Annotated in this window: 19 protein-coding genes; 8 read left to right on the top strand and 11 right to left on the bottom strand. The window is 47.6% G+C overall.

What is annotated here, in order from left to right; genetic code table 11:
- Position 1 precedes the first annotated feature (1 nt).
- Positions 2-826 carry a helix-turn-helix domain-containing protein gene (locus tag ASG85_RS33735; RefSeq protein ID WP_060649147.1) on the bottom strand — a complete coding sequence of 275 codons (825 nt, stop codon included), beginning with the start codon at positions 824-826 and terminating at the stop codon, positions 2-4.
- A 130-nt stretch (positions 827-956) separates the two neighbouring features.
- On the opposite strand from ASG85_RS33735, the gene ASG85_RS33730 reads away from it, so the two are divergent.
- The gene (locus ASG85_RS33730; RefSeq protein ID WP_060649146.1) at positions 957-2,189 is read left to right on the top strand and encodes an alpha-L-fucosidase; all 1,233 of its coding nucleotides are present in this window, start codon (positions 957-959) and stop codon (positions 2,187-2,189) included.
- A gap of 367 nt (positions 2,190-2,556) precedes the next feature.
- On the opposite strand, the gene ASG85_RS37450 is transcribed toward ASG85_RS33730, so the two are convergent.
- Together ASG85_RS37450 and ASG85_RS33725 are read right to left on the bottom strand one after the other, a co-directional pair.
- Entirely contained in the window at positions 2,557-2,886 is a 330-nt protein-coding gene (locus ASG85_RS37450) for a hypothetical protein (RefSeq protein ID WP_321166622.1), read from the bottom strand.
- Between the two features lie 359 nt (positions 2,887-3,245).
- Positions 3,246-4,004 (bottom strand): MBL fold metallo-hydrolase, encoded by a 759-nt coding sequence (locus ASG85_RS33725; protein WP_057302004.1) that lies wholly within the window; start codon positions 4,002-4,004, stop codon positions 3,246-3,248.
- A 196-nt stretch (positions 4,005-4,200) separates the two neighbouring features.
- On the opposite strand from ASG85_RS33725, the gene ASG85_RS33720 reads away from it, so the two are divergent.
- Complete coding sequence (locus tag ASG85_RS33720; protein ID WP_057302003.1) at positions 4,201-4,797, top strand: TetR/AcrR family transcriptional regulator; 597 nt, start codon at positions 4,201-4,203, stop codon at positions 4,795-4,797.
- Positions 4,798-4,998: 201 nt separating this feature from the next.
- Positions 4,999-6,192, top strand: coding sequence for an oxalate decarboxylase family bicupin (locus ASG85_RS33715; RefSeq protein WP_057302002.1), 1,194 nt, complete (start codon positions 4,999-5,001; stop codon positions 6,190-6,192).
- On the opposite strand, the gene ASG85_RS33710 is transcribed toward ASG85_RS33715, so the two are convergent.
- Positions 6,176-7,075 (bottom strand): SDR family oxidoreductase, encoded by a 900-nt coding sequence (locus ASG85_RS33710; RefSeq protein ID WP_057302001.1) that lies wholly within the window; start codon positions 7,073-7,075, stop codon positions 6,176-6,178. The genes ASG85_RS33715 and ASG85_RS33710 overlap by 17 nt on opposite strands.
- Positions 7,076-7,221: 146 nt before the next feature.
- Here ASG85_RS33710 and ASG85_RS33705 point away from each other — a divergent pair, with 146 nt between their 5' ends.
- Positions 7,222-7,530, top strand: coding sequence for a hypothetical protein (locus ASG85_RS33705; RefSeq protein WP_060649145.1), 309 nt, complete (start codon positions 7,222-7,224; stop codon positions 7,528-7,530).
- A gap of 104 nt (positions 7,531-7,634) precedes the next feature.
- On the opposite strand, the gene ASG85_RS33700 is transcribed toward ASG85_RS33705, so the two are convergent.
- The 5 genes from ASG85_RS33700 to ASG85_RS33680 form a co-directional block, all read right to left on the bottom strand.
- Positions 7,635-8,627, bottom strand: coding sequence for an agmatinase family protein (locus ASG85_RS33700; RefSeq protein WP_235550277.1), 993 nt, complete (start codon positions 8,625-8,627; stop codon positions 7,635-7,637).
- Between the two features lie 42 nt (positions 8,628-8,669).
- On the bottom strand, positions 8,670-9,431 hold the full coding sequence (locus ASG85_RS33695; protein WP_057301998.1) for an amino acid ABC transporter ATP-binding protein: 762 nt from the start codon (positions 9,429-9,431) through the stop codon (positions 8,670-8,672).
- Positions 9,428-10,105, bottom strand: a complete 678-nt coding sequence (locus ASG85_RS33690) for an amino acid ABC transporter permease (protein ID WP_060649143.1) — start codon at positions 10,103-10,105, stop codon at positions 9,428-9,430. The genes ASG85_RS33695 and ASG85_RS33690 overlap by 4 nt, the downstream gene beginning before the upstream one ends.
- A 19-nt stretch (positions 10,106-10,124) precedes the next feature.
- Positions 10,125-10,958, bottom strand: a complete 834-nt coding sequence (locus tag ASG85_RS33685) for a transporter substrate-binding domain-containing protein (RefSeq protein WP_060649142.1) — start codon at positions 10,956-10,958, stop codon at positions 10,125-10,127.
- 308 nt (positions 10,959-11,266) lie between these two features.
- Positions 11,267-11,611 (bottom strand): hypothetical protein, encoded by a 345-nt coding sequence (locus tag ASG85_RS33680; protein ID WP_060649141.1) that lies wholly within the window; start codon positions 11,609-11,611, stop codon positions 11,267-11,269.
- Between the two features lie 264 nt (positions 11,612-11,875).
- On the opposite strand from ASG85_RS33680, the gene ASG85_RS33675 reads away from it, so the two are divergent.
- Complete coding sequence (locus ASG85_RS33675; protein WP_060649140.1) at positions 11,876-13,507, top strand: transporter substrate-binding domain-containing protein; 1,632 nt, start codon at positions 11,876-11,878, stop codon at positions 13,505-13,507.
- A complete protein-coding gene (locus ASG85_RS33670; protein ID WP_060649139.1) occupies positions 13,500-14,870 on the top strand; it encodes a sigma-54-dependent transcriptional regulator in 1,371 nt (456 codons plus the stop codon). The genes ASG85_RS33675 and ASG85_RS33670 overlap by 8 nt, the downstream gene beginning before the upstream one ends.
- Positions 14,871-15,334: 464 nt before the next feature.
- On the opposite strand, the gene ASG85_RS33665 is transcribed toward ASG85_RS33670, so the two are convergent.
- Positions 15,335-15,946 carry an SGNH/GDSL hydrolase family protein gene (locus ASG85_RS33665; RefSeq protein ID WP_162257306.1) on the bottom strand — a complete coding sequence of 204 codons (612 nt, stop codon included), beginning with the start codon at positions 15,944-15,946 and terminating at the stop codon, positions 15,335-15,337.
- Positions 15,947-15,965: 19 nt separating this feature from the next.
- On the bottom strand, positions 15,966-17,372 hold the full coding sequence (locus tag ASG85_RS33660; protein ID WP_063860464.1) for an FAD-dependent oxidoreductase: 1,407 nt from the start codon (positions 17,370-17,372) through the stop codon (positions 15,966-15,968).
- A 270-nt stretch (positions 17,373-17,642) separates the two neighbouring features.
- On the opposite strand from ASG85_RS33660, the gene ASG85_RS33655 reads away from it, so the two are divergent.
- On the top strand, positions 17,643-18,707 hold the full coding sequence (locus tag ASG85_RS33655) for a LacI family DNA-binding transcriptional regulator (RefSeq protein ID WP_060649137.1): 1,065 nt from the start codon (positions 17,643-17,645) through the stop codon (positions 18,705-18,707).
- Positions 18,708-18,801: 94 nt separating this feature from the next.
- Positions 18,802-20,418, top strand: coding sequence for a response regulator (locus ASG85_RS33650; protein WP_060649136.1), 1,617 nt, complete (start codon positions 18,802-18,804; stop codon positions 20,416-20,418).
- Positions 20,419-20,428: the final 10 nt, after the last annotated feature.

The following is a 20,428-nucleotide window of genomic DNA, read 5'->3' as shown; positions in this document are numbered from 1 at the left end:
CTTATAAACGCTGACTCATCCTATGCTGCTGCCTGAATTCATTCGGCGAAAAGCCCGTAAACCTTTTGAACATTCGGGATAAATAAGGCGTTTGCATGCCCAATTGTTCGGCTATTTCGGCGATGGTCATATCCGAATGAAGGAGCAGCTTGTTAGCCTTTTGCATTCTCTTTTTGTTGATGTAGACGATAGGTGAGACGCCGAGCATCGATTTGAAATAGTGTAAAAAATACTTCGGGTGAAAGTGGACGAGTTGGGATAGCATTTCTACTGTCATTTGCTCAGTCAGGTGCTTTTCGATATATTGCAGTACGATATACAGTTTATGGACGGATGGAATCGATGCCGTTTGCAGCGGATCTACCGTGGATCGTTCAATGAACCGTGACATCATATGAAATAATAACGATTTGACAATAAAAGGCGCAGCTAGTCCATCGCTTTCATGCTGGGTAATCAGCTCTTGAAACTGTTTTTTTATCGTTTCATCATTTCTCATGGCGATGGAGTGAGGTGTGATCAACAAATCGAACAAATTATTTTCCCCAACGGTTGCGGTAAAGTGACACCAATAGGTTAAAAAAGGATGGGTCTCACTGGTTGAACAAGATATACGCGTGCCGGCTGGCACAAGAAACAGCTCCCCTGGAACAGGGTAGTATTCGATATTATTGATTTTCAGCCAACCTTCTCCTTCGAGAAAAAAATAGAGCACGTTTTCCCCTTGAATGATGTTGGTACCGCCCCAGTCAGGCCTCACTTTCGTAAGAGCACCTGTCGTCATGTGGATCTGTGTATTCGATAAATAGGTACGAGCCAAATCCATTCAGTTACTCACCTTTTTCATGAAGATAGCTTACTATTGTGCAAAAACCTCCTATTATTATATATTCATTTCCCCGTTTCCGCATCTTACAATGAATATCAATCACATTGTTTGAAAGGGGATTAATATAATGAATCACACTATACTAGCCAAGCCATCGGATCAGCAGCTTCAGTGGCAGGATATGGAATTTGGGATGTTTTGTCATTTCGGTATCAATACGTTTTGCGATCAGGAGTGGGGGGAAGGTACGGATTCGCCGGAGCTGTTTAACCCAACGCAGTTTGATGCTCTGCAGTGGGTTCGTACAGCCAAACTAGCGGGAGCCGCGTACTTTGTTTTAACGGCCAAGCACCATGATGGCTTCTGTTTATGGCCGACGGAAACGACCGATTATTCCGTAAAATCGAGCCCTTGGAAAAATGGACAAGGCGATGTCGTTCGTGAGGTTGCGGATGCGTGTAAGCAGGAGGGCATCCGTTTTGGTCTGTATTTGTCGCCGTGGGATCGGCATGAACCGAGTTATCCGGACAAGGAGGCTTATGACGATTTTTACGCTGCCCAGCTGACGGAATTGCTTACGCAATACGGACCGCTTGTCGAGCTTTGGTTCGATGGAGCCGGCTCTCATGGCAGGGAATACGACTGGAGACGCATCATGGGATTAGTGAAACAGTATCAGCCGGATGCGATGGTTTTCAACATGGGGGCGCCTACGATCCGATGGGTAGGCAATGAGGATGGCGTTGCGCCGTATCCGTGCTGGAACACGGCTGAATCGGCCAAGCTGAGCATGTATACGCAAGATATGGCGGCATGGCTGCCGGAAACCCCGGCATGGGTGCCGGCCGAGTGCGATGTGCCGATCCGCAAGGATCGCTGGTTCTGGCATCCGAATGACGAACACACGCTTCGCTCGCTGGATAATTTACTCGATATTTACTATCGCTCTGTCGGCCATGGCTGCACGCTTTTGCTTAATTTGGCCCCCGATGATCGGGGACTCTTGCCAGAGGCGGACGTTAATCGACTGCTTGGGTTCACTGACGAAATCAAGCAAAGATTCTCTACTCCCATCGCCGTGACGGATGGAGAGGGAGATTCTGTACTGTTACCGCTTGAGGAGGAAACCGAAGTCAATCACGTAATTTTAATGGAAGATATTGCACAAGGTGAACGCATTCGCTCTTACGTGATTGAAGCAGAACAGCAAGGGCAGTGGGTGGAGCTGGTCAAAGGAAGTGCGATCGGTCACAAAAAAATCGACCGGTTTGAAACGGTCCGTACCAAGCAGCTGCGGCTACGAGTTACGGCTAGTGTAGACAAAGCCCTGATACGGAGTTTTGCAGGTTATCATTGCTGAAAAAACCTGAGTCGCAAAAGAAGGCTATCTCTCTGTAGAACATTCTACAGAGAGATAGCCTTCTCAGTATGTTAAGGAACATTTGGAGTTATCTGCTCTAACCGGCCTACCATCGCGGAACGTAGATACCTTATTTTGCTCGAAACTGCTTATTTCACGTTTTCGCGGAACAAGGATCCGCTATTTCCCGTTTTCAAGGGGAAAAGTTGTAAATATACCTAAATAGCGTTCCTACGTTCCGCATACCAGCCCTATATCGGCATAATCGCCGAAATAGCGAATCCTCGTTCCCCTCCAGCCTAGATTAGCAGCATATATGTCCGAATTCGCTCCTGACCACTTATGACAACCAGCATCTGCTTGTCTACTAGATTACGAAGGAGAGCGTTCTCGCATGTCTCGTGGTGACTTTAAGGTGATCGGCCAACTCAGCTGGGGTAAGGGGGCGAAGCAGCCTTCGAGCAAACAGCAAAGATTCGCTTTCCAGCCACGACAAGTCCTTCGGCACGCCCGTTGATACGAATTTTCCGATTAAGGAAAGCACTAGCTGCTGGCATTGTTTCGGTGTATCGGTTATCGATGAATAGGCGATCGGTATAACTACCCATCCATCTAATGCAAGGTGACTGTGCCTCAAGCATAGGTCCTTGAATCGCCATGCTTCGATATCGCGAGCATGAGAGCCGAAGCTTTGCACTTCAATGACACCTTTAGCATCACAGGGCATGTAGGCAAGATCTAAATATCGATATCCATTGGAGAAGTCGCGCACCTCCCTTTCGCTTCTTCTTCCACCTGCTGCTGCATAAACTGCTCAAATGCTTGTTCAAACTTCAAACAATATCATCCTCGATCATACCGGCTCTAAATAAAAACGCCGCCCCAATCCACGAATGCAAAGTAACAAATCTACTTGGCGCTTCATGAGATTAAGAGCGGCGTGTGCTTCACGACCATTTTACAACCAGTATATAGCAAAAAATTGTCCTCCGCGTGGGGAGTTTATCTTGTGCGCAAATCTTATCATGGATCTTAAATCTATGAAAAGGGGCATTTTCAAAAATAAATGAACTCGCCATCTTGGGGGATAAACACCGAATCTAACGCACTATGTTTCTCAAGATACGAATAAAGATCTTTTCTTGTTAACGTGCAGTGACTAATTGCATCCATATGCACGGCTACAATTTTAGTCGAGGGAGATACCTGTAAGACTTTAATGATATCTTGAGGGGTCATAGTGATAATAGAACCCAACAGCAGCTGAGCCCTTGGCGTATTTAAGATACAAACTCGAGGTTGATAATGCTTAAAAACTTGGTTGATTTGATCGGTAAAAATGCAATCTCCTACTATGTATAAGGAGCCCTCTTCTGAAGTATTCAGAATATATCCGGATACTGGACCAAGCAGTTTAGATACGATTCCCTTTGCGTGCTGGCCACTAATTCTCCTGAAATCAATTCCGCACCATTGATGGGTATCACCTATTGGATAAACGTTATAGAAACCACAGGATTTAATATATTTTTGATCAGCAGGTTGGCAAAAGACGGGGACCTTCTTGTTTAGAACGGTCTGTGCTGTTTTATCGAAGTGATCAAAGTGTAAATGAGTTAATAGTATAGCATCGATATTTTCAAAAGTATCCAACGTTACGGGGAGAGGTACGGATGGGTTTCTACGTAAAGTCCTTGTAAAAGGAACTGGAGGGAGCTGTCCCACATCACTTAACATAGGGTCGACAAGAATTCTTTTGCCATTCATTGTAACAATCGACGTTGCATTACGGATATGTTGAATAGAAAAAGACATGGCTATCATCTCCTAATTATTTAAGTATCGCAATAAATAATACCGACCGGTCTGTTTTAAATTAACACAGCGCTAGGTATTCTGCAAGAAATTTTTTCCACCTTGTTGAGAGATTCTTGTGTAATTTTGATTGTTTTTCAAAAAGTAGTATGCTATTTTAAGACCAAACGGTACTTTTTTGATAGGAGGTTGTACCATGCGTAAGGGGCAATTAACGAAAGAACATATCATTCGTGAGTCCGCTAGTTTGTTTAATACAAAGGGATATACGGGGGCTTCCCTATCTGAAATTATAGATCGTTGCGGTATACGCAAAGGCGGAATTTATAATCATTTTGAAAACAAAGATGAAATTGCTCTTGCGGTCTTTGATTATTCATTCTCACAAATTCTAGGGTTTCTCTCCAAGGCACTAGAGAATGCACCAAACTCTAAAGAGAGACTGTTAGCCATATGCAAGGTTTACATCGATATCATTGAAACTAATTCCTTAGAAGGGGGATGTCCAATATTAAATACTGCGATTGAAAGCGACGATGGACACCCTCATCTCAAAGAACGGGCTCAACATGCGATGAAAATTTTTATCGAGAAGCTAACCTTGATCATTAACAATGGCATTGAGCATCAAGAATTTAGAAAAGATATAGTTACTGACGAGGTTTGCAGCTATATTATTGCTGTGGTAGAAGGCGGCGTTATGCTGAGTAAATTATTTGATGATAGCAAGTACATTCGACATTGCGCGAGTAATGTTGGGCAATATATCGATGATAGGATGCTAATCAAGTAAAGTGTATAAACAGCTGCTAACACTGCGGTTGAAAAATTATCTAAACAAAAACAGGGGCCTGCTGCAGCATGTCCCTATTTTGTTCATCTATTAGAGCAGATTTCTTGTTATAGGTACGAAAGTCATTTACACAGATTGTGTTTCATATATCTTTTAGAATGAGTATGCAAAGAATGCCATCCAATGAGAGGAGTTAATGAAATGGAAATTCCGAGACGGAATCAAGGTATGTACGGAAATGTGCCTCAGCCCATCCGAAGTGACGGCGCGGGAGGGATGGATACCGGTCCCCGGGATGTTATGAGGGATATTGAAAACCCTGACATGCTGGTTCCGCCTGTAACGGATTCTGGCTTGCTCCCTAACATGAAATTTTCATTCTCAGATACTTCTATGACATTAAGTCACGGAGGGTGGTCACGGGAAATCACCGTCAGGGAACTCCCCATTGCGACCACGCTTGCAGGTGTAAATATGAGCTTGACGCCCGGTGGTGTCCGGGAATTACATTGGCATCAACAAGCAGAATGGGCCTATATGATAGTAGGTCGAGCACGAATTACGTCAATCGATTCTGAGGGGCGAAATTTTATTGCCGACGTTGGCCCGGGCGACCTGTGGTACTTTCCTCCGGGACTGCCACATTCCATTCAGGGGTTGGAACACTGTGAATTCCTGCTCGTCTTCGATGACGGTAATTTTTCCGACCTTAACACCTTATCGATCTCCGATTGGTTTGCACATACACCCAAAGATGTACTGTCGGCCAATTTTGGAGTCCCTATGAGTGCCTTTAACAACATTCCTTCCGGGCAGGTCTATATTTATCAAGACAAGGTTCCTGGTCCGCTTGAAAGTGAGAGGGTGCAGTCCCCTTATGGAACCACCCTTCATAGCTTCAAGCATCAGCTGCTAGCGCAAGCACCAATCAAAACACCTGGCGGCAGCGTACGAATCGTGGACTCTTCTAATTTTCCTATTTCTAAAAATATCGCGGCGGCGCTTGTTGAGATTGAACCTGGTGCAATGAGAGAACTACATTGGCATCCGAATAACGACGAGTGGCAGTATTACCTCACCGGACAGGGGCGAATGACAGTATTTGCTGGTAATGGTACAGCCCGAACATTTGATTATAGAGCTGGTGATGTCGGTTATGTACCATTTGCTACTGGGCACTATATTCAGAATACCGGTAATCAAACGTTATGGTTTTTGGAGATGTTCAAGAGCGACCGATTTGTTGATGTGTCTCTAAATCAATGGATGGCGCTTACCCCTCGCCACCTGGTTAGAGGCAATTTGCATGTTGGGCCTGAATTATTGGATGCGCTGCGCAAGGAAGAGTGGCCGGTCGTCAAATATCCGGGGTTTTCTTTCAAGTCTCAGTCATAACGCCTCCGTTTACATGCAGCACCTGTCCGGTAACAAAAGAGGAATCATCCGATGCCAAGTAAATATACGTCGGAGCAAGCTCGAACGGCTGACCCGCACGACGCATTGGTGTCTCTAAGCCGAATGTTTTTACGTATTCTGCGGAGTAGCTTGAAACAATTAGCGGAGTCCAGATCGGACCCGGAGCTACCGCATTCACCCGGATACCTTGTTTCACTAGCTGAAGCGAAAGCGAGCGGGTAAATGATACAACTGCGCCTTTGGTCGATGAGTAATCTACAAGCAGAGGCGCCCCAGCGTATGCGGTCACAGATGCCGTGCTGATGATCGAGCTACCTGGCTGCAAATAGGGAAGCGCGGCTTTGGTCATAAAGAACATCGGGAAAATATTCGTACGGAACGTATCCTCGAGCTGCTGGGTACTGATATTCAGGATGCTCTCTTGGGGAAACTGAACGCCCTGATTCAACACCAGAACATCGATCCTCCCAAAGAGTTCCAACGTTTTTTGCACGATTTCATTGGAGAACGCCTCGTCTCTTAAGTCCCCAGCAATCGGAAGGCAGCGTCGGCCATAGCTCGATACCATTTCCAACGTTGCATTGGCGTCTTCATGCTCGTAAAGGTAAGGAATAACCACATCCGCGCCCTCTTTGGCAAAACCGATAGCCACAGCTCTCCCGATTCCGCTGTCGCCCCCTGTAATAATAGCAACCTTGCCATGTAATTTCCCACTCCCAACATACTGTGGATTGTCTGATATAGGCGTTGGAACCATTAAGTATTCCAAGCCCGGTTGTCTGTCCTGATGCTGCGGCGGAAAGGTAACGGGTTTATTTTCGCACTTTGTTTCATAGCCGTAATATGGATATTTCGGGTACATAGCCATCCTCCAATCGTTTTTACAACAGCATGATATTCACCCAGGTCGTGTATGGTTCTGATTGCTGTAATTCTAGTAGGGGTTTTTGAAAATGATGTCGAAATATAGATAAGGTAACTAATACCAGTATAAAAGGGGTAAAACGGATGAATCGCAAAAAAACGCTTTGGACACTGATCGTGTCACAAATCGTGTACGTCTTGTTTGTAATTGTATGGCTGTTTGTAGCCGGAATGTCGGTCATGATGTTCGACCATCCTGATGCGGTAAATGATGTGACGACTTGGCTGATTTTTTCTTATATTGTCATTTACCCGTTAGGACTTCTTGGCGCGCTAATTGCGGGATGGATTCTTTTTTCCCGCCGAAGGTATAAGGCTTCGCTAATCTGGAACTGTATCCCGCTGCTCTGGATCGTGCCATTGCTGGGCTTTTTAGCTTTTGCGAATTTATGAACCCCTAAGTTCTAAAAACAAAAAGACACCGTACAGGTGTCTTTTTGCATGCCAGCTCCTTCCGGTAGAAGGTGAGCAAGGCGATGGTGAAGCATTTAGTTGCGTCAGACATGGCCCGGTGTAAGCTTGAGCCGCTTGGCCAATCCGGTTAAAAAGTATAAAAGTACGTGCATGCTAATCCGCGTCGTCCGGTCTCGTGTATCTCGGTTCGGGTCCACGCAAACCATGTCCATAGCGATGACGCGGTCCCACGCCCCGAGCACCTCCGCACAATAAAACAAGTCGAGCGGGGAAAGGCCGCCTGGTCCGATCGCTGGCACCCCAGGCACATCCGACTGATCGAGTACATCGATGTCGAACGTGGCGTATACCACATCGACGTTCTGCTTAAGCTTGGAGATCGCTTCTTCTAGAATCGTCTGAATGCTGCGTTCTCTGACCTGCTTTGCCGTATATAGGGTAACACCCTGTTGTTCGGCGTAGGTGCGGTACTGCTTGGAGTTGGCGAAGCTGCGGAGCCCGATGGTCACGACGTCCTCGCCCCGCAAGACTCCGGTTTCCATAAGGCTGCGAACGGGAGTCCCGTTCGATCTCCCGCCGGAAGCTGTGTCCCGCACATCGAGATGGGCGTCGAATTGGATCAACCCGATCCGTTCCCCGCGGGCGCGTTGTAGACCGGTCAGCGCTGGATACGTGATCGAATGGTCGCCGCCGACCAAACACGGAACGGCGGTGGGGAGCCTTTTCGCCACTTCTTCGAAGGCCCGTTCAATATGCTGGTGGCATAGCGGAATATCGGTCGTATGCATGATAATGTCGCCGAGGTCGCGGACGAGTAGCGGCAGCAGATCCAAATCGTCTTCGAAGTTATAAGTCGTGAACGCGCTGAATAACTGGCGGAATACGGTCGGATGCATATGAGCGCCGGAGAAGCTGATCGAGCTCTTCGAAAGCGGCGCACCGATAATTGCCGCGTGAAACAATTCGGCGCCGTCCCATTCGGTGATCCAATCGCTGAGCCGGGTCACGTTGGGATCTCCTTGACCGGGCGTATAAACGAGACTTGGCCGCTGTAAATAAGGGATTTGGTTCATCATGTATGCCTCCAATCTGGAATCGAAGCCGTCGCTGGCCTCGGATTATTTGTTTTGCAGCACTTGGCTCAAAAATGTTTGCGTACGCGGATGAGACGGATTCGTAAAAATGGTCGAAGGCGCTCCTTCTTCGAGAATAACGCCGCCATCCATCACGACAACCCGATCGGCCACGTCGCGGGCGAATCCCATCTCGTGCGTCACGATGATCATCGTCATGCCTTCCTGCGCCAGATTGCGCATGACCTGAAGCACTTCTCCCACCGTTTCCGGATCGAGAGCAGATGTAGGTTCGTCGAACAGCATCACCTTCGGCTTCATGGCAAGTGCGCGGGCAATCGCAACGCGTTGCTTTTGGCCGCCGGAGAGACTCGATGGACGGGCATTCGCCTTTTCCTCCAAACCAACTTTGCGGAGCAGTTCGAGTGCCAGAAGTTCCGCTACCTCTTTGTGCATGCCGCGTAATGAAATTGGAGCCAGCGTGATGTTCTGCAGCACCGTCATGTGCGGGTAAAGGTTGAACGATTGAAAAACCATTCCAACTTTCTGCCTCATCGCATTCAATTCGCTTTGCGGCATCTCCCGGGAATGTCCGCCGGCCGTTATGCGGCCGATCGCCTTTCCTTCGATGAACACATTCCCTTCTTCGAACGTCTCCAAATAGTTGACGCAGCGCAGCAGAGTGCTTTTTCCCGAACCGGACGGTCCGAGGATGACCACGACTTCCCCGCGATTCACCTGAAGCTCCACACCCCGCAGCACATGGTTGCTGCCGAACATTTTGTGTAAGCCGTTAATTCGTATCATCGCATGTCATCTCCTGTGCTCAGACGTTTCTCCAGCTTCATCCCGATGAGTCCGATAATGTTGTTGACCACGTAATAAAGAATGGCGACAGCAATCAGAAATTCCAGCGTCTTGTACGTATCGGCGATTAGGATGTTCGCCTGCCGGAACAGCTCCACCACCGTGATCGTGGACAGCAGCGACGAGTTTTTGGTCAGCGAAATCAGCTCGTTGGTCATCGGTGCCAGCATCCGGATAATGGCTTGCGGAATGATGATCTTCCGCATTGTTTGCGCGTAGGAGAAGCCGATGGATCGTCCGGCCTCCATCTGTCCCCGGTCGATTGATTGGATCGTGCTGCGGATGATTTGCGACGAGTAAGCGCCGCCGTACATCGCCAAGGCGATAATGCCGGACACCCACGGGACCGTATCGATACCGAACAGAATCGGCAAGCCGTAGTATAAGAGGAAAAGCTGGACGAGCAGCGGCGTTCCCCGGAACCAGGAAAGATAGGCGAGGGACAAGTATCTTATCGGTCTGTTTTTGGCCATCTGCCCAAACGAAACGATCGTTCCGACCACGATGCTAAGCGTAAACCCTGCTAGCGTGTAAGCGACCGTATACCATAACGATTTCAGAAGGAGACGAATGTATTGCCATTCCGCCAGGATGCTAAAATCAAGATGCTGCATGGTCAACCCTCATTTCCTGTTATTCGAACCATTTTTTGACGATTTCGTTGTATTTGCCATTCGCTTTTACTTTCACGAGTGCTTCGTTAACGGCTTTCTGGAATTCCGGATTATCTTTGCGGATACCGTACCCGTAATATTCTTGCGTCAGTTCTTTAGGCAGGACCTTCACTGTGCCTTTTTCTTTAGCGTACGTCTTGGCAGCAGGTCCACCTGTTACCACTGCTTCCACTTTGCCGGTCTCGAGCTCCAGAAACATTTCGGTGTTCTTCTCGACCTTCACCAGCGGTATGTCCTTGTGGTTCTCTTCTAAGAATTTGACGGATTTGGTGCCGATTTGCACAGCTACTTTCTTACCTTTCAAATCTTCGATGCCTTTAATCTTGTCATTGTCCTTTTTGAGCATGATCGTCAGACCGCCCGGGTAGTATGTTTCGGAGAAGTCAATTGTCTGTTTGCGTTCGTCGGTAATGTACATGGCGGAAACGATCAAGTCGAATTTCTTGGCTTGCAAGCCTGGAATCAGCCCCTTGAATTCCGTATCGACGAAATCCACTTTATCCGCACCAAGTTCTTTGGCAACCGCTTGAATGAGCTCGATGTCGAAACCATCATATTTGTCGCCTGATTTGTATTCGAACGGCTTGAAAGTCGCATCCGTTCCGACTGTAAGGGTTTTGTTCTTTGCGATCTTTTGCAGTACTTCGTCCGTGCTGGCGTTCGCGGGTGCATTTGCCGTTTTGGCCTGTTCGCTTGGTGCCGGATTCGCTTTCCCTCCACCGCAAGCGGTTGCAAGAATCGTTAGTACGCAAAGAATCGCGAGAATCATTACTTTTTTCGTTTGGTGAGTCATTGTTTTTTCCCCCATTATAATTTAATAGATACTGCATATCTCTTTAATAAGCAAATATCATGCCAACCATTTGATAGAGAGAAAAATACGAGTGTTTGCAAGAGTTTTTAAATTTAAGTGGGAAAAACGAGAGGACGTGTTAGGAGAGACAAAAGCGGCAGTTTTTGCCGCTGCGGTGGATTTCGCCGCCATTTGAACCACCACAATGCTTAATTGTTTAATGAACTATAATGAAGATCACCTATGTAAGAAAAGTCAACCAGAATAAACTGGCTGACTCTATTGCCGAACGAGCCCAGACAAAAGTCTTACCCTTGTACTGTACGTGAATTAGAGAATAAGGGGAATCCAAAAGAAGGAAAAAGAGCTAATGTTCCTGCAGCTATTCCCGTTCCCGAACTACTGAGAATGCCAATAAGCTGAATGCTATTGATATTGAAGGAGTAGGTGCTTCCTGGGAGGACTTCGAAACTAAAGTTATCCCCGAAGTAAGTTAGCACTTGTACGGTCAAGGTAATGTCGGCGCTGTCATTCTCCACGAGCACCAATGCGGTTAAACCTGGTATTTGCGATGAGTAATAACCTTTACTTACGCCAGGTCCTTGGCTAATAGGATATGATATAAATGAATTTCCATCTGGATTAAAAGCCATTTTTTTCACCTCCCTTAAACGGCGTTAATATAAGATATGTCTAGTGAATGATACTAGTAACGTTATTTCTCATGGTAGATTTCACTATTTTCATATTGTTAGCGAAGTTGGGTTTGTTACAAATGTAACAACTTATTTTAATAAAACGATGAGGGGGTATTTAACGTAGATTATTGGGGTTGCTTTGAAGTGGGGTTAATCGTGAAATTTCGCGAATTGAGATATAATACTGACTATCTATGATAGAGGGGGGATGAAAGGATAATGCGCAAAGATGGTCTTGGTACTGGCATTCCACTTCTCTGTATAGCGTTTGCTATGTTTGCGGCGACCTTTTGCTTCCCGTTTTTCGTGGGCGCCGCCGATGATACGCCATCCGAGATGCGGCAAGTGATTCGCGTTGCCGGCGATAATTGGTTTCCACCGTTCGAATTCGAGGTCAACGGTACATTTCAAGGTTTTAACGTCGATATGATGAACGCGCTTTCCATCGAAACCGGGATTACATTCGAGTTCTATCCGATGCCATGGAGCGAAGCATTAAAAGCGCTGGAAGCGGGTCGGGTGGATGCCATCCAAGGGATGAAATACAGCAAGGAGCGTGCGTCGCTATACGCTTACTCCGAACCGTATTTTACAAGTACGCAGGCGATCTTCGTGTTGAAGGACAATTATTCCGTGTTCTCGCTTAATGACTTGCAGCACCGGAAAATAGCCGTACAGGAAGGCGATATTAGCGGGGAAGCGTTGCAACGGCTTCCTAATGCCGTCGTACTTGCTGGGGAAAATCAGAAAGAAGCAATCCAGATGCTGCTGGATCACAAAGTGGACGCTTTTATCGGCAATCAAATTACCGGTCAATATTTGCTGCAATCGGATGGTCAGCAGGACAAGGTGAAGCTCGTCGGAGATCCGATTTCGCCTACCAACTATGGCATGGTCGTTCTGAAGCGAAACGAACAGCTGCTTGAGCCGATCAACGTAGGGCTGCGGAAAATCAAAACAAATGGTACGTATCCGAAAATCGAACGCAAATGGTTCGGTGAATACATTTATCCGTCGCCTCGTAATATCCGCGGCATGCTTACTTATGTTATCATCGGCTTGGTTGCCATAACTTGTGTACTGCTCATATTTTTATGGTGGAATTTTACTTTGAAGAAAGAATTGAAGAAGCGTGTCGACACTTATAAAAAAACACTGGACGAGCTTGCGCGTAAAGATAGGATGCAATCGTTAGGCCAATTAGTCGCAGGGATTGCCCACGAAATCCGCAACCCGATTACGTCCATTTTATCCTATGCCCAGCTCCTGCCAACCAAATACGAAAACAAGGAATACCGTGAGTTTTTTGCGCAGCACGTAACTGGGGAAGTGATGCGTTTGAACCGGATCGTCGGCGAACTGCTGGACTTCGCGCGTGACAAGCCGCCTGAGAAAACGACTTTTCCTATCGGTGAAACCGTTCAAGCCGTCGTACTGCTGTTCCATCAGCTGTTGGAGAAACAACGGATCGTCGTCCAGCTTGAAGTGCCGGAGTCTTGCGCTGTTTGGGCCGATGCCCAGCAAATCAAGCAGGTGCTGATCAATTTGTTCAAAAATGCGATCGATGCGATGGAGAATGGCGGAAAGCTGCAGATAACGGCTTACAGCGATGGTTCTCATGTCATGATGACGATTGAAGATACCGGCGAAGGCATCGATCCTCGGGATATGGCCAACATTTACGAACCTTTTTTTACGCGAAAAGCCGGAGGGGTCGGACTTGGGCTGTCGATATGCTACCGACTGATGGCCGAGAACAACGGGGGGATCGAAGTGGAGAGCAAGAAGGGAACCGGAACCAAGGTGACGCTGAAACTACCGGGCGAGCAGGGGGAGAGCGGACATGCATAAACCAAATTTACTTATTATTGATGATGAAATCTCGATCTGCAAATCGTTGTCGTTTATTTTGGAAGACGATTATCAAGTGTATACGTCCGTTGATCCTGACGAGGCGGTCGCTTTGTTCGCGCATCTTTCTTTTGCGATCGTGCTCTTGGATCTGCGAATCGGTATGAGGGACGGCATCGAGGTGCTGCGGACGGTCAAGCAACTGTCGCCTAAGACGGTCGTCATCATGATGACCGCGTACGGCAGCATTGCTTCCGCTGTCGAGGCGATGAAGCTCGGCGCGTTTTATTACGTGCAGAAGCCGATCGATATGGAGGAGCTCAAGGTGTTGTGCGGCAGAGCGCAGGAGCAATATCACCTTCAATCGAGGGTGGAATGGCTTGATGGAGAAATCCGCAAAGTCTACGACGTGCACGGTTTGATCGGCGAAAGCGATCGGATGAAGCATGTGTTTGCTCTTATCGATAAAGTGAAGAACATCGATTCTGGCATACTGATCCTGGGGGAAAGCGGGACGGGAAAAGAACTGGTCGCCCGTGCCGTCCATTTTGCTGGGGAGCGGCGAGAGCAGGTGTTTTCCACGATAAATTGCGCCGCCATTCCTGCCAACTTGATGGAGTCTGAGCTGTTCGGCTATGAAAAAGGCGCATTTACAGGCGCGAATGTACGCAAAGCTGGCATATTCGAGACAGCAGATGGGGGCACCTTGTTTCTCGACGAAATCGGTGAGCTCGATATCGGGTTGCAAAGCAAGCTGCTGCGGGTGCTGCAGGAGAAGACGGTGACGCCAATCGGAGGGCATAAGGAGAAGCGGATCGATGTTCGGATCATTGCCGCGACGAACCGGGATTTGAAGAAAGAAGTGCAGCAGGGCAAGTTCAGAGAAGATTTGTATTATCGGTTGAACGTCATTCCGATCCAGGTTCCGCCGCTCCGCGAGCGCAAGGAAGATATTCCGCTGCTAATCCGTCATTTCATGGATAAAATCGGCGGAAAAATGTCCAAGCAAATAAAAGGTATCTCGCAGGAAGCGCTCAATCTGCTGAACGACTATCCTTTTCCCGGCAACGTGCGGGAGCTTCAAAACATAATCGAGCGTTCTATCGCACTCGCGGACGGCGAACATTTGACGATCCGAGATATGCCGATGGATCTTCAGCCTCAGCGCGGGCAAATGGCAGACGGTCGGCTCGTTCCCGTTTATGTGGGCGATACCGCCCTAGAGGCGGAGAGAAAGCTCATATTGGCAACGCTTCGTGAGCTTGGCGGAAACCGCCGCAAAACAGCCGATATGCTGGATATCGGCGAACGTACGCTGCGGGACAAGATGTCTAAATATAAAGAGGAAGGATTATTTCCATAGCTTGTGGGATTGCCGCTTGAGGAATACACGTGGGAAAAGTTGGAGTAGGGTGGGAGGGTAAGGTTTTAATGTGTGAGTAAAGGAATGAATCCACATTCTCGGTCGAATGATGTTGTAGAAAATGCAACAATTTCTTCCTAGATCCCGCCTCTCTCCCCTCGATGTTGCATAATGTACAACAATTTAGCCCCATACATGCCATTTCGCGAAAAATGGGTTCGAATTGTTGTACAAACAACAACTCTTACTTGCAAAATAGCCTTTAAGCGTGTGAAATGTTGTACAAACTACAACATTGGTATACACGGAAGCCCATCGAAGCTGCTGAGCGACATTAAACTAAAATCGAATTTTGGAGCTATGTCAAATAGCGATCACTATCAATGGACATAAAAAAGATGACTCCCGGCGAATGCCGAATACAGGAGCCATCTTTTAACAATATGAACCTGAGAACGGCTTTTTCACAAACTTAATAAAAAGGGGATCGCCATATCCGCAATGCGCCGATGCCCTAACTCATTCGGATGCAAGCCATCTGAAGTAAAAAGGGGCAGCGTCAGCTTATTAAGCCCGCTTTGTTCATAGAGATTTAGAACAGGGAGAGCGTACAGACGACCAATATGCTTAATGGCTTCGGCATAATCGGATAAACGGTGCCCGGCAGCGTTGATGTAGAAGATGTCATATCCATCTTTATCCCGCTGCAGCGGTGTCCACAAGCTTAGGCGGCAGCGTGGATTCTTCGTCAAAATATCTTCGATAAGGGTCGTATAAGCTCCGTAAAATGTATAAATATCGTTCGAACCGATGTCGCCAATAGGTTTATCCAAGCGAAAATCATTCACTCCCGCGAAGATGGTGACGCAATCCAAGGAAGCATCAATCGTTTTACCTACATGCGTCGTGGCCCCGTAGTCGCGGTCGCCTCCCGCAGTCATCGAACAACCGCTTTTCCCATAATTGATGACGCTCGAAAAGCCTAGAGCAGACTGAATGAGAGGCTGATATCCGCCTGCTTCTGTAATACTGTCACCGAGTGTTCCCCAGGTTTTTCCTACCCACTTATTTTGCATTTCAGTAACACTCCCTACATTAACATTCTTCATCAAACGTAACGGCACCTACGGCAACGGTTTGATCCGCATCAGCTTTACCCGGCCGTTCTCCAAGCCATGCACCCTGCGCGATCAGCTTGTTCTGCAGTTCTAGAATCGGAACCTCGCGGAAACCAATGCCAGCGAAGCTTGCCATAGCTGCCGCGGTACCTGCGGCCTCTCCCATGGCAAAGCAGTTAGGCATGACGCGAAGCGAGCCTTGCACAGGGCGATCGGACGAGACGGAGCGTCCGGCTACGATTAGATTCGATTTGCCTTGCGGAAGCATGCAGCGATAAGGTACGCCATGAGATTTGCCTTTAGGCAGATGCTTGATCGTCATGGTGCTATTGGCGTTTGCCAAATGGATATCGATAAAGTAAGAATTGCGTGCGATATCGTCTTCGAATGTCCGCATCGACAAGAAGTCTTCGACAACAAGGGTGTAGTCGCCCTGTATTCGGCGTGTTTCGCGTATGCCGATCTGGTCGCCGGAATGAACGAGGAAGATATGCTCAAAACCTGGCACATATTTGCGTAAAAACCGGATCTGCGTGTCGATTAGCTTCCGGCCCTCGATCGCGGCACGTGTCAAATCCTCCGCTTTCGTGCCGTCAATGTCGAAGATATGACCAAAATTAAAGCCGACGATTGAATCGGAAATCCAGGCCATGCCTGATATCCGCTTGCGTCCCTCCGGGAGGTCGCCGTTTCGCTGCGCTTCAATAACGAGGTTTTCCAGCTGCTTATGCTCGCCCGTATCTTGGAGAAACTGCTCATAACGTGCTTTATCCGCACCGGTAACGACATAGCACATAGTACCAGGTTGAAGCTCTCCGTGCTCTCCACCAACTTGAAAGTGAACGCCTGCAAGCGCAGCAAGATCCGCATCTCCGGAAGCATCGATGTATAGTTTGGCTTGGACGACAGACCGTCCGGATTTATTGCTGATGACTAGCCCGGATATCCGATCGCCATCCAGCAGTACCTGATCCGCTACCGTATGAAACAGCACCTTCGCTCCGCTGGACTGTACTTCTGCGTCATATACGCGCTTAAGCGTTTCTACATCGATTGGAACCCAGTCCAACTGTTCCTTGTAACGTCGCATAAAGTCATCACCGGCAGCATGCTTCATCTTCTCGAGTAGATCAAGCCCGATGCCGCGGATGACCGGCTTCTCACCATCGGTATAAGGGCAGAAGGCAGGAACTAGAGCCGCTGTCCCCATCCCGCCCAAGTAGCCTCTTTGCTCAATTAATAACGTATTAGCACCATTGCGGGCTGAAGCAATAGCTGCTGCAATGCCGGATGCGCCGCCTCCAACGATAACCACGTCCGGGGTATAGCTAACAGGTAGGTTTTGCGATGGGATCGTAACGGTTTGCATATTCAACTTCGTCATGTGGATGTTCCTCCTAAGAGTTTTGCTTCAGCAAAACTGGATTTGTATTCATTTGCATTTGTACTTATCAGCAGTTGTAATCATTTGCATTTGTACTCATCTGCATTTGTAATCATTTGCAAAAGCTCAGTGTTGAGTGTCATTGCTTTCATTATAGGTTTCTGTCATGGAGGAACTAGTTTAATTTTAGTTTAATCAAAAAAAAGGACGTGATATGATAACTAAACGAATAACATATCCGGACTACTATATATCGAGGTGCAGCCCTATATGCCTACCCGCAAGCAGGTTACTTTAAAAACGATTGCCAAGGAGCTTGGGTTAACTGTACAGACCGTGTCCAAAGCGCTAAAAGGAAAATCCGGCATGTCAGAAGCAACCAGACAGCTTATTGTCCACACGGCCGAGAAGCTGGGGTATTATACAATGGATCAGATTCGCAGCCTGAGGCTCGATCGCATCGCTCCTTATCCGAATGAACGGAAGCGCTTCCTTTTGGTGCAAACCGCAGAATCAGTAGCCTACAATCGGCTATTGCTTCAAGGACTTCAAGATCGTTTCTTTTCCTTCGGCCACCGAATCGAGCTGCTCATGCTGCCGCAAAAGATCAAGAAGGAACATATGAACGATTGGATCGAAGAAAGCGGAATGGCCTATGCGGACGGCATTTTCATAGCTCCAAGCATTGTGCCTAAGGCATGGGAGCCCGCTCTGTTTGGGCTGCAGCTGCCACGAATATTACTAAGCTTTCCTCCTCCAGGAGTGAAAATAGACAGCGTGATCTGGGATGTTTACGAAGCTACGTTTCAGGCGGTAACCTATCTGCGAAGCCTCGGGCATGAGCGAATGATGTACGTGGGAGATATCCATTTGCAGCGTGGCTTTATTTTACGCTGGCAAGCCTTTTGTCACGCGATGAATATGCTCGGTGTCGAGATTGACCCTTCTATGCATTCCATCGGTGAACGGACCAACCAAGCGCAGTGGCGTGAAGAGCTGCAGCAACAACTGGAACACTTTACGCCAAGCGCCATCATTTGTGGAATTGATCATGAAGTTCCGGTTGTACATGAGTTATGTAACGAGCTTCAGTGGCGAGTGCCTGAGGACGTGTCCTTGGTTGGATTTCTGAATGAACAATCGGAATCTCTGCCATCGTTCACCCGACCGCTCCTTTCGATCCGAGAGACCGGTTATCGTGCTGCCGACCGGATGCTGTGGCGTATTGCCAATCCGACGCTGCCTTTTGAACACATTCGTATTCAAGGTGATTTTTTTGTTGGGAGTACAACATCAGCGCCTGCAAATGGCCGTGTTTTTTCTGAATTCAAGTGAATATAGAACCAGAAATCATAAGATTCTCATATGTCCTTGGCTTTTTTGCAAGATATAATAAGATGATCTGCAGCTAAAGGGAGGCCGGCACGAGATGTATAAATTAGTCATTGTGGACGACGAGCCGACAGTTCGTTTTGGACTAAGTACCTATTTTGACTGGAATGCTTATGGGATTGAAGTGGTGGGTGATGCGGATGACGGTGACGTTGCGTTAGAGGTTATCGAGCGAGTGAAGCCGGATTTAGTGTTAACGGATGTGCGCATGCCCAATATGGATGGTATTCAGATGTCGAATAGACTCAGTGAACGATTTCCTCATATCAAAATTGTTTTTGTGAGCGGCCATGATGATGCCGAATATTTGAAATCTGCGCTTCAAGTCAAAGCGGTTGATTATATTTTTAAGCCCGTGAATATGGGAGAGCTGAGCGTGGTAGTTGAACGCTTGGTTCGGACCTTGCAAACGGAAAAGCAGGAACGAAAAATGATTGAGGACATGCAGGTCAAGCTCATTCAAAGCATGCCCTTGCTGCGGGAGAAATTCCTCATGTCATTAATTAGGGAAGGGATCAAATTTCCCGCACGGATACAGGATCGCATAGCGTTCCTCGGGCTTGATCTCCCGCTTGAGGCGACATACTGGGTGATTGCGATTCGCATCGATAATGCGTCTGAGGTTGCGCAGAACCGTTCCGAGAGGGATCAGCAGTTGTTGTCATACTCTGTACTTAATATCGTGCAAGAGCTTATTGAGAAAGAGATTGGTGGATATGTATTTGAAAATCAAACAGGCGAGTTCGTAGGCATTCTTCGTCTGGTGGAGCAGGAAGATCAGGAAAGTCTGCTGTTTACATTAGCCGATGAAGTGCGCGAAAGTCTCTACAACTATTTGAAAATTAGTGTGACCATTGGCGTGGGCGAACGAATATCAAGGCTTGCCAGCTTACCGCAGTCGTATTCGCAAGCAAGAGAAGCTGCTGATCAAAGATGGTATCTCGGTAAGAATCAGGTTATCTCCATGGATAATTTGGAACAAGGTAAGGATAGCATGTACCGCTTCGATCCAGCGCAGAATGAGAGATTGATCTCTTCTCTGAAAGCTGCGGAAGCTGGCAAGGTGCAGGAGGAGCTTCGCATGATTTATAGCGCTCTTTCCCGCAATCGGGCAGAAGGCATGCCGTATGGGCGCAACTTAAGCTTGCAGCTGCTGCTGCTTGCAAGCCGCATTTTGCTAGAGCTAAATGTTCATAGGCAAGGGCTGGAGGAGAAAGAGAACGAGCTTCTGGCTGAGGTTTTTCAGCAAGAAACGTTAGGTGATTTAAGACGGCTTGTGGAGTCCCATCTCATTGAGGTGTGTGTGCGAATCGGTGAGAAACGCAATGGCAAAGCCAAAAATGTCATTGAACGTATTCGCTCCCTAATCGATAAACGATTCGCGGAAAACCTGCAGGTGGGGGACATTGCGAAGGAAGTATTCTTATCTACAACCTATCTTTGCCTGCTATTCAAGCAGGAGACGGGCGAAACCATCAACGAATATATGACGAAAGTTCGGGTGGACAAAGCCAAGGAGCTCTTGAAAGATCCAGCCAACAAATTTTATGAGGTCTGCTATGCCGTTGGTTACTCGGATCCTAGCTATTTCAGCAAAATATTTAAGAAACACACGGGACATACGCCGAGCTCATTTCGCGATCATTTCATGTAAAGACGGTAGA

Source organism: Paenibacillus sp. Soil724D2 (genome assembly GCF_001427935.1).
Lineage (GTDB): Bacteria > Bacillota > Bacilli > Paenibacillales > NBRC-103111 > Paenibacillus_E.
This window is presented reverse-complemented; position numbering and strand designations above follow the sequence as displayed.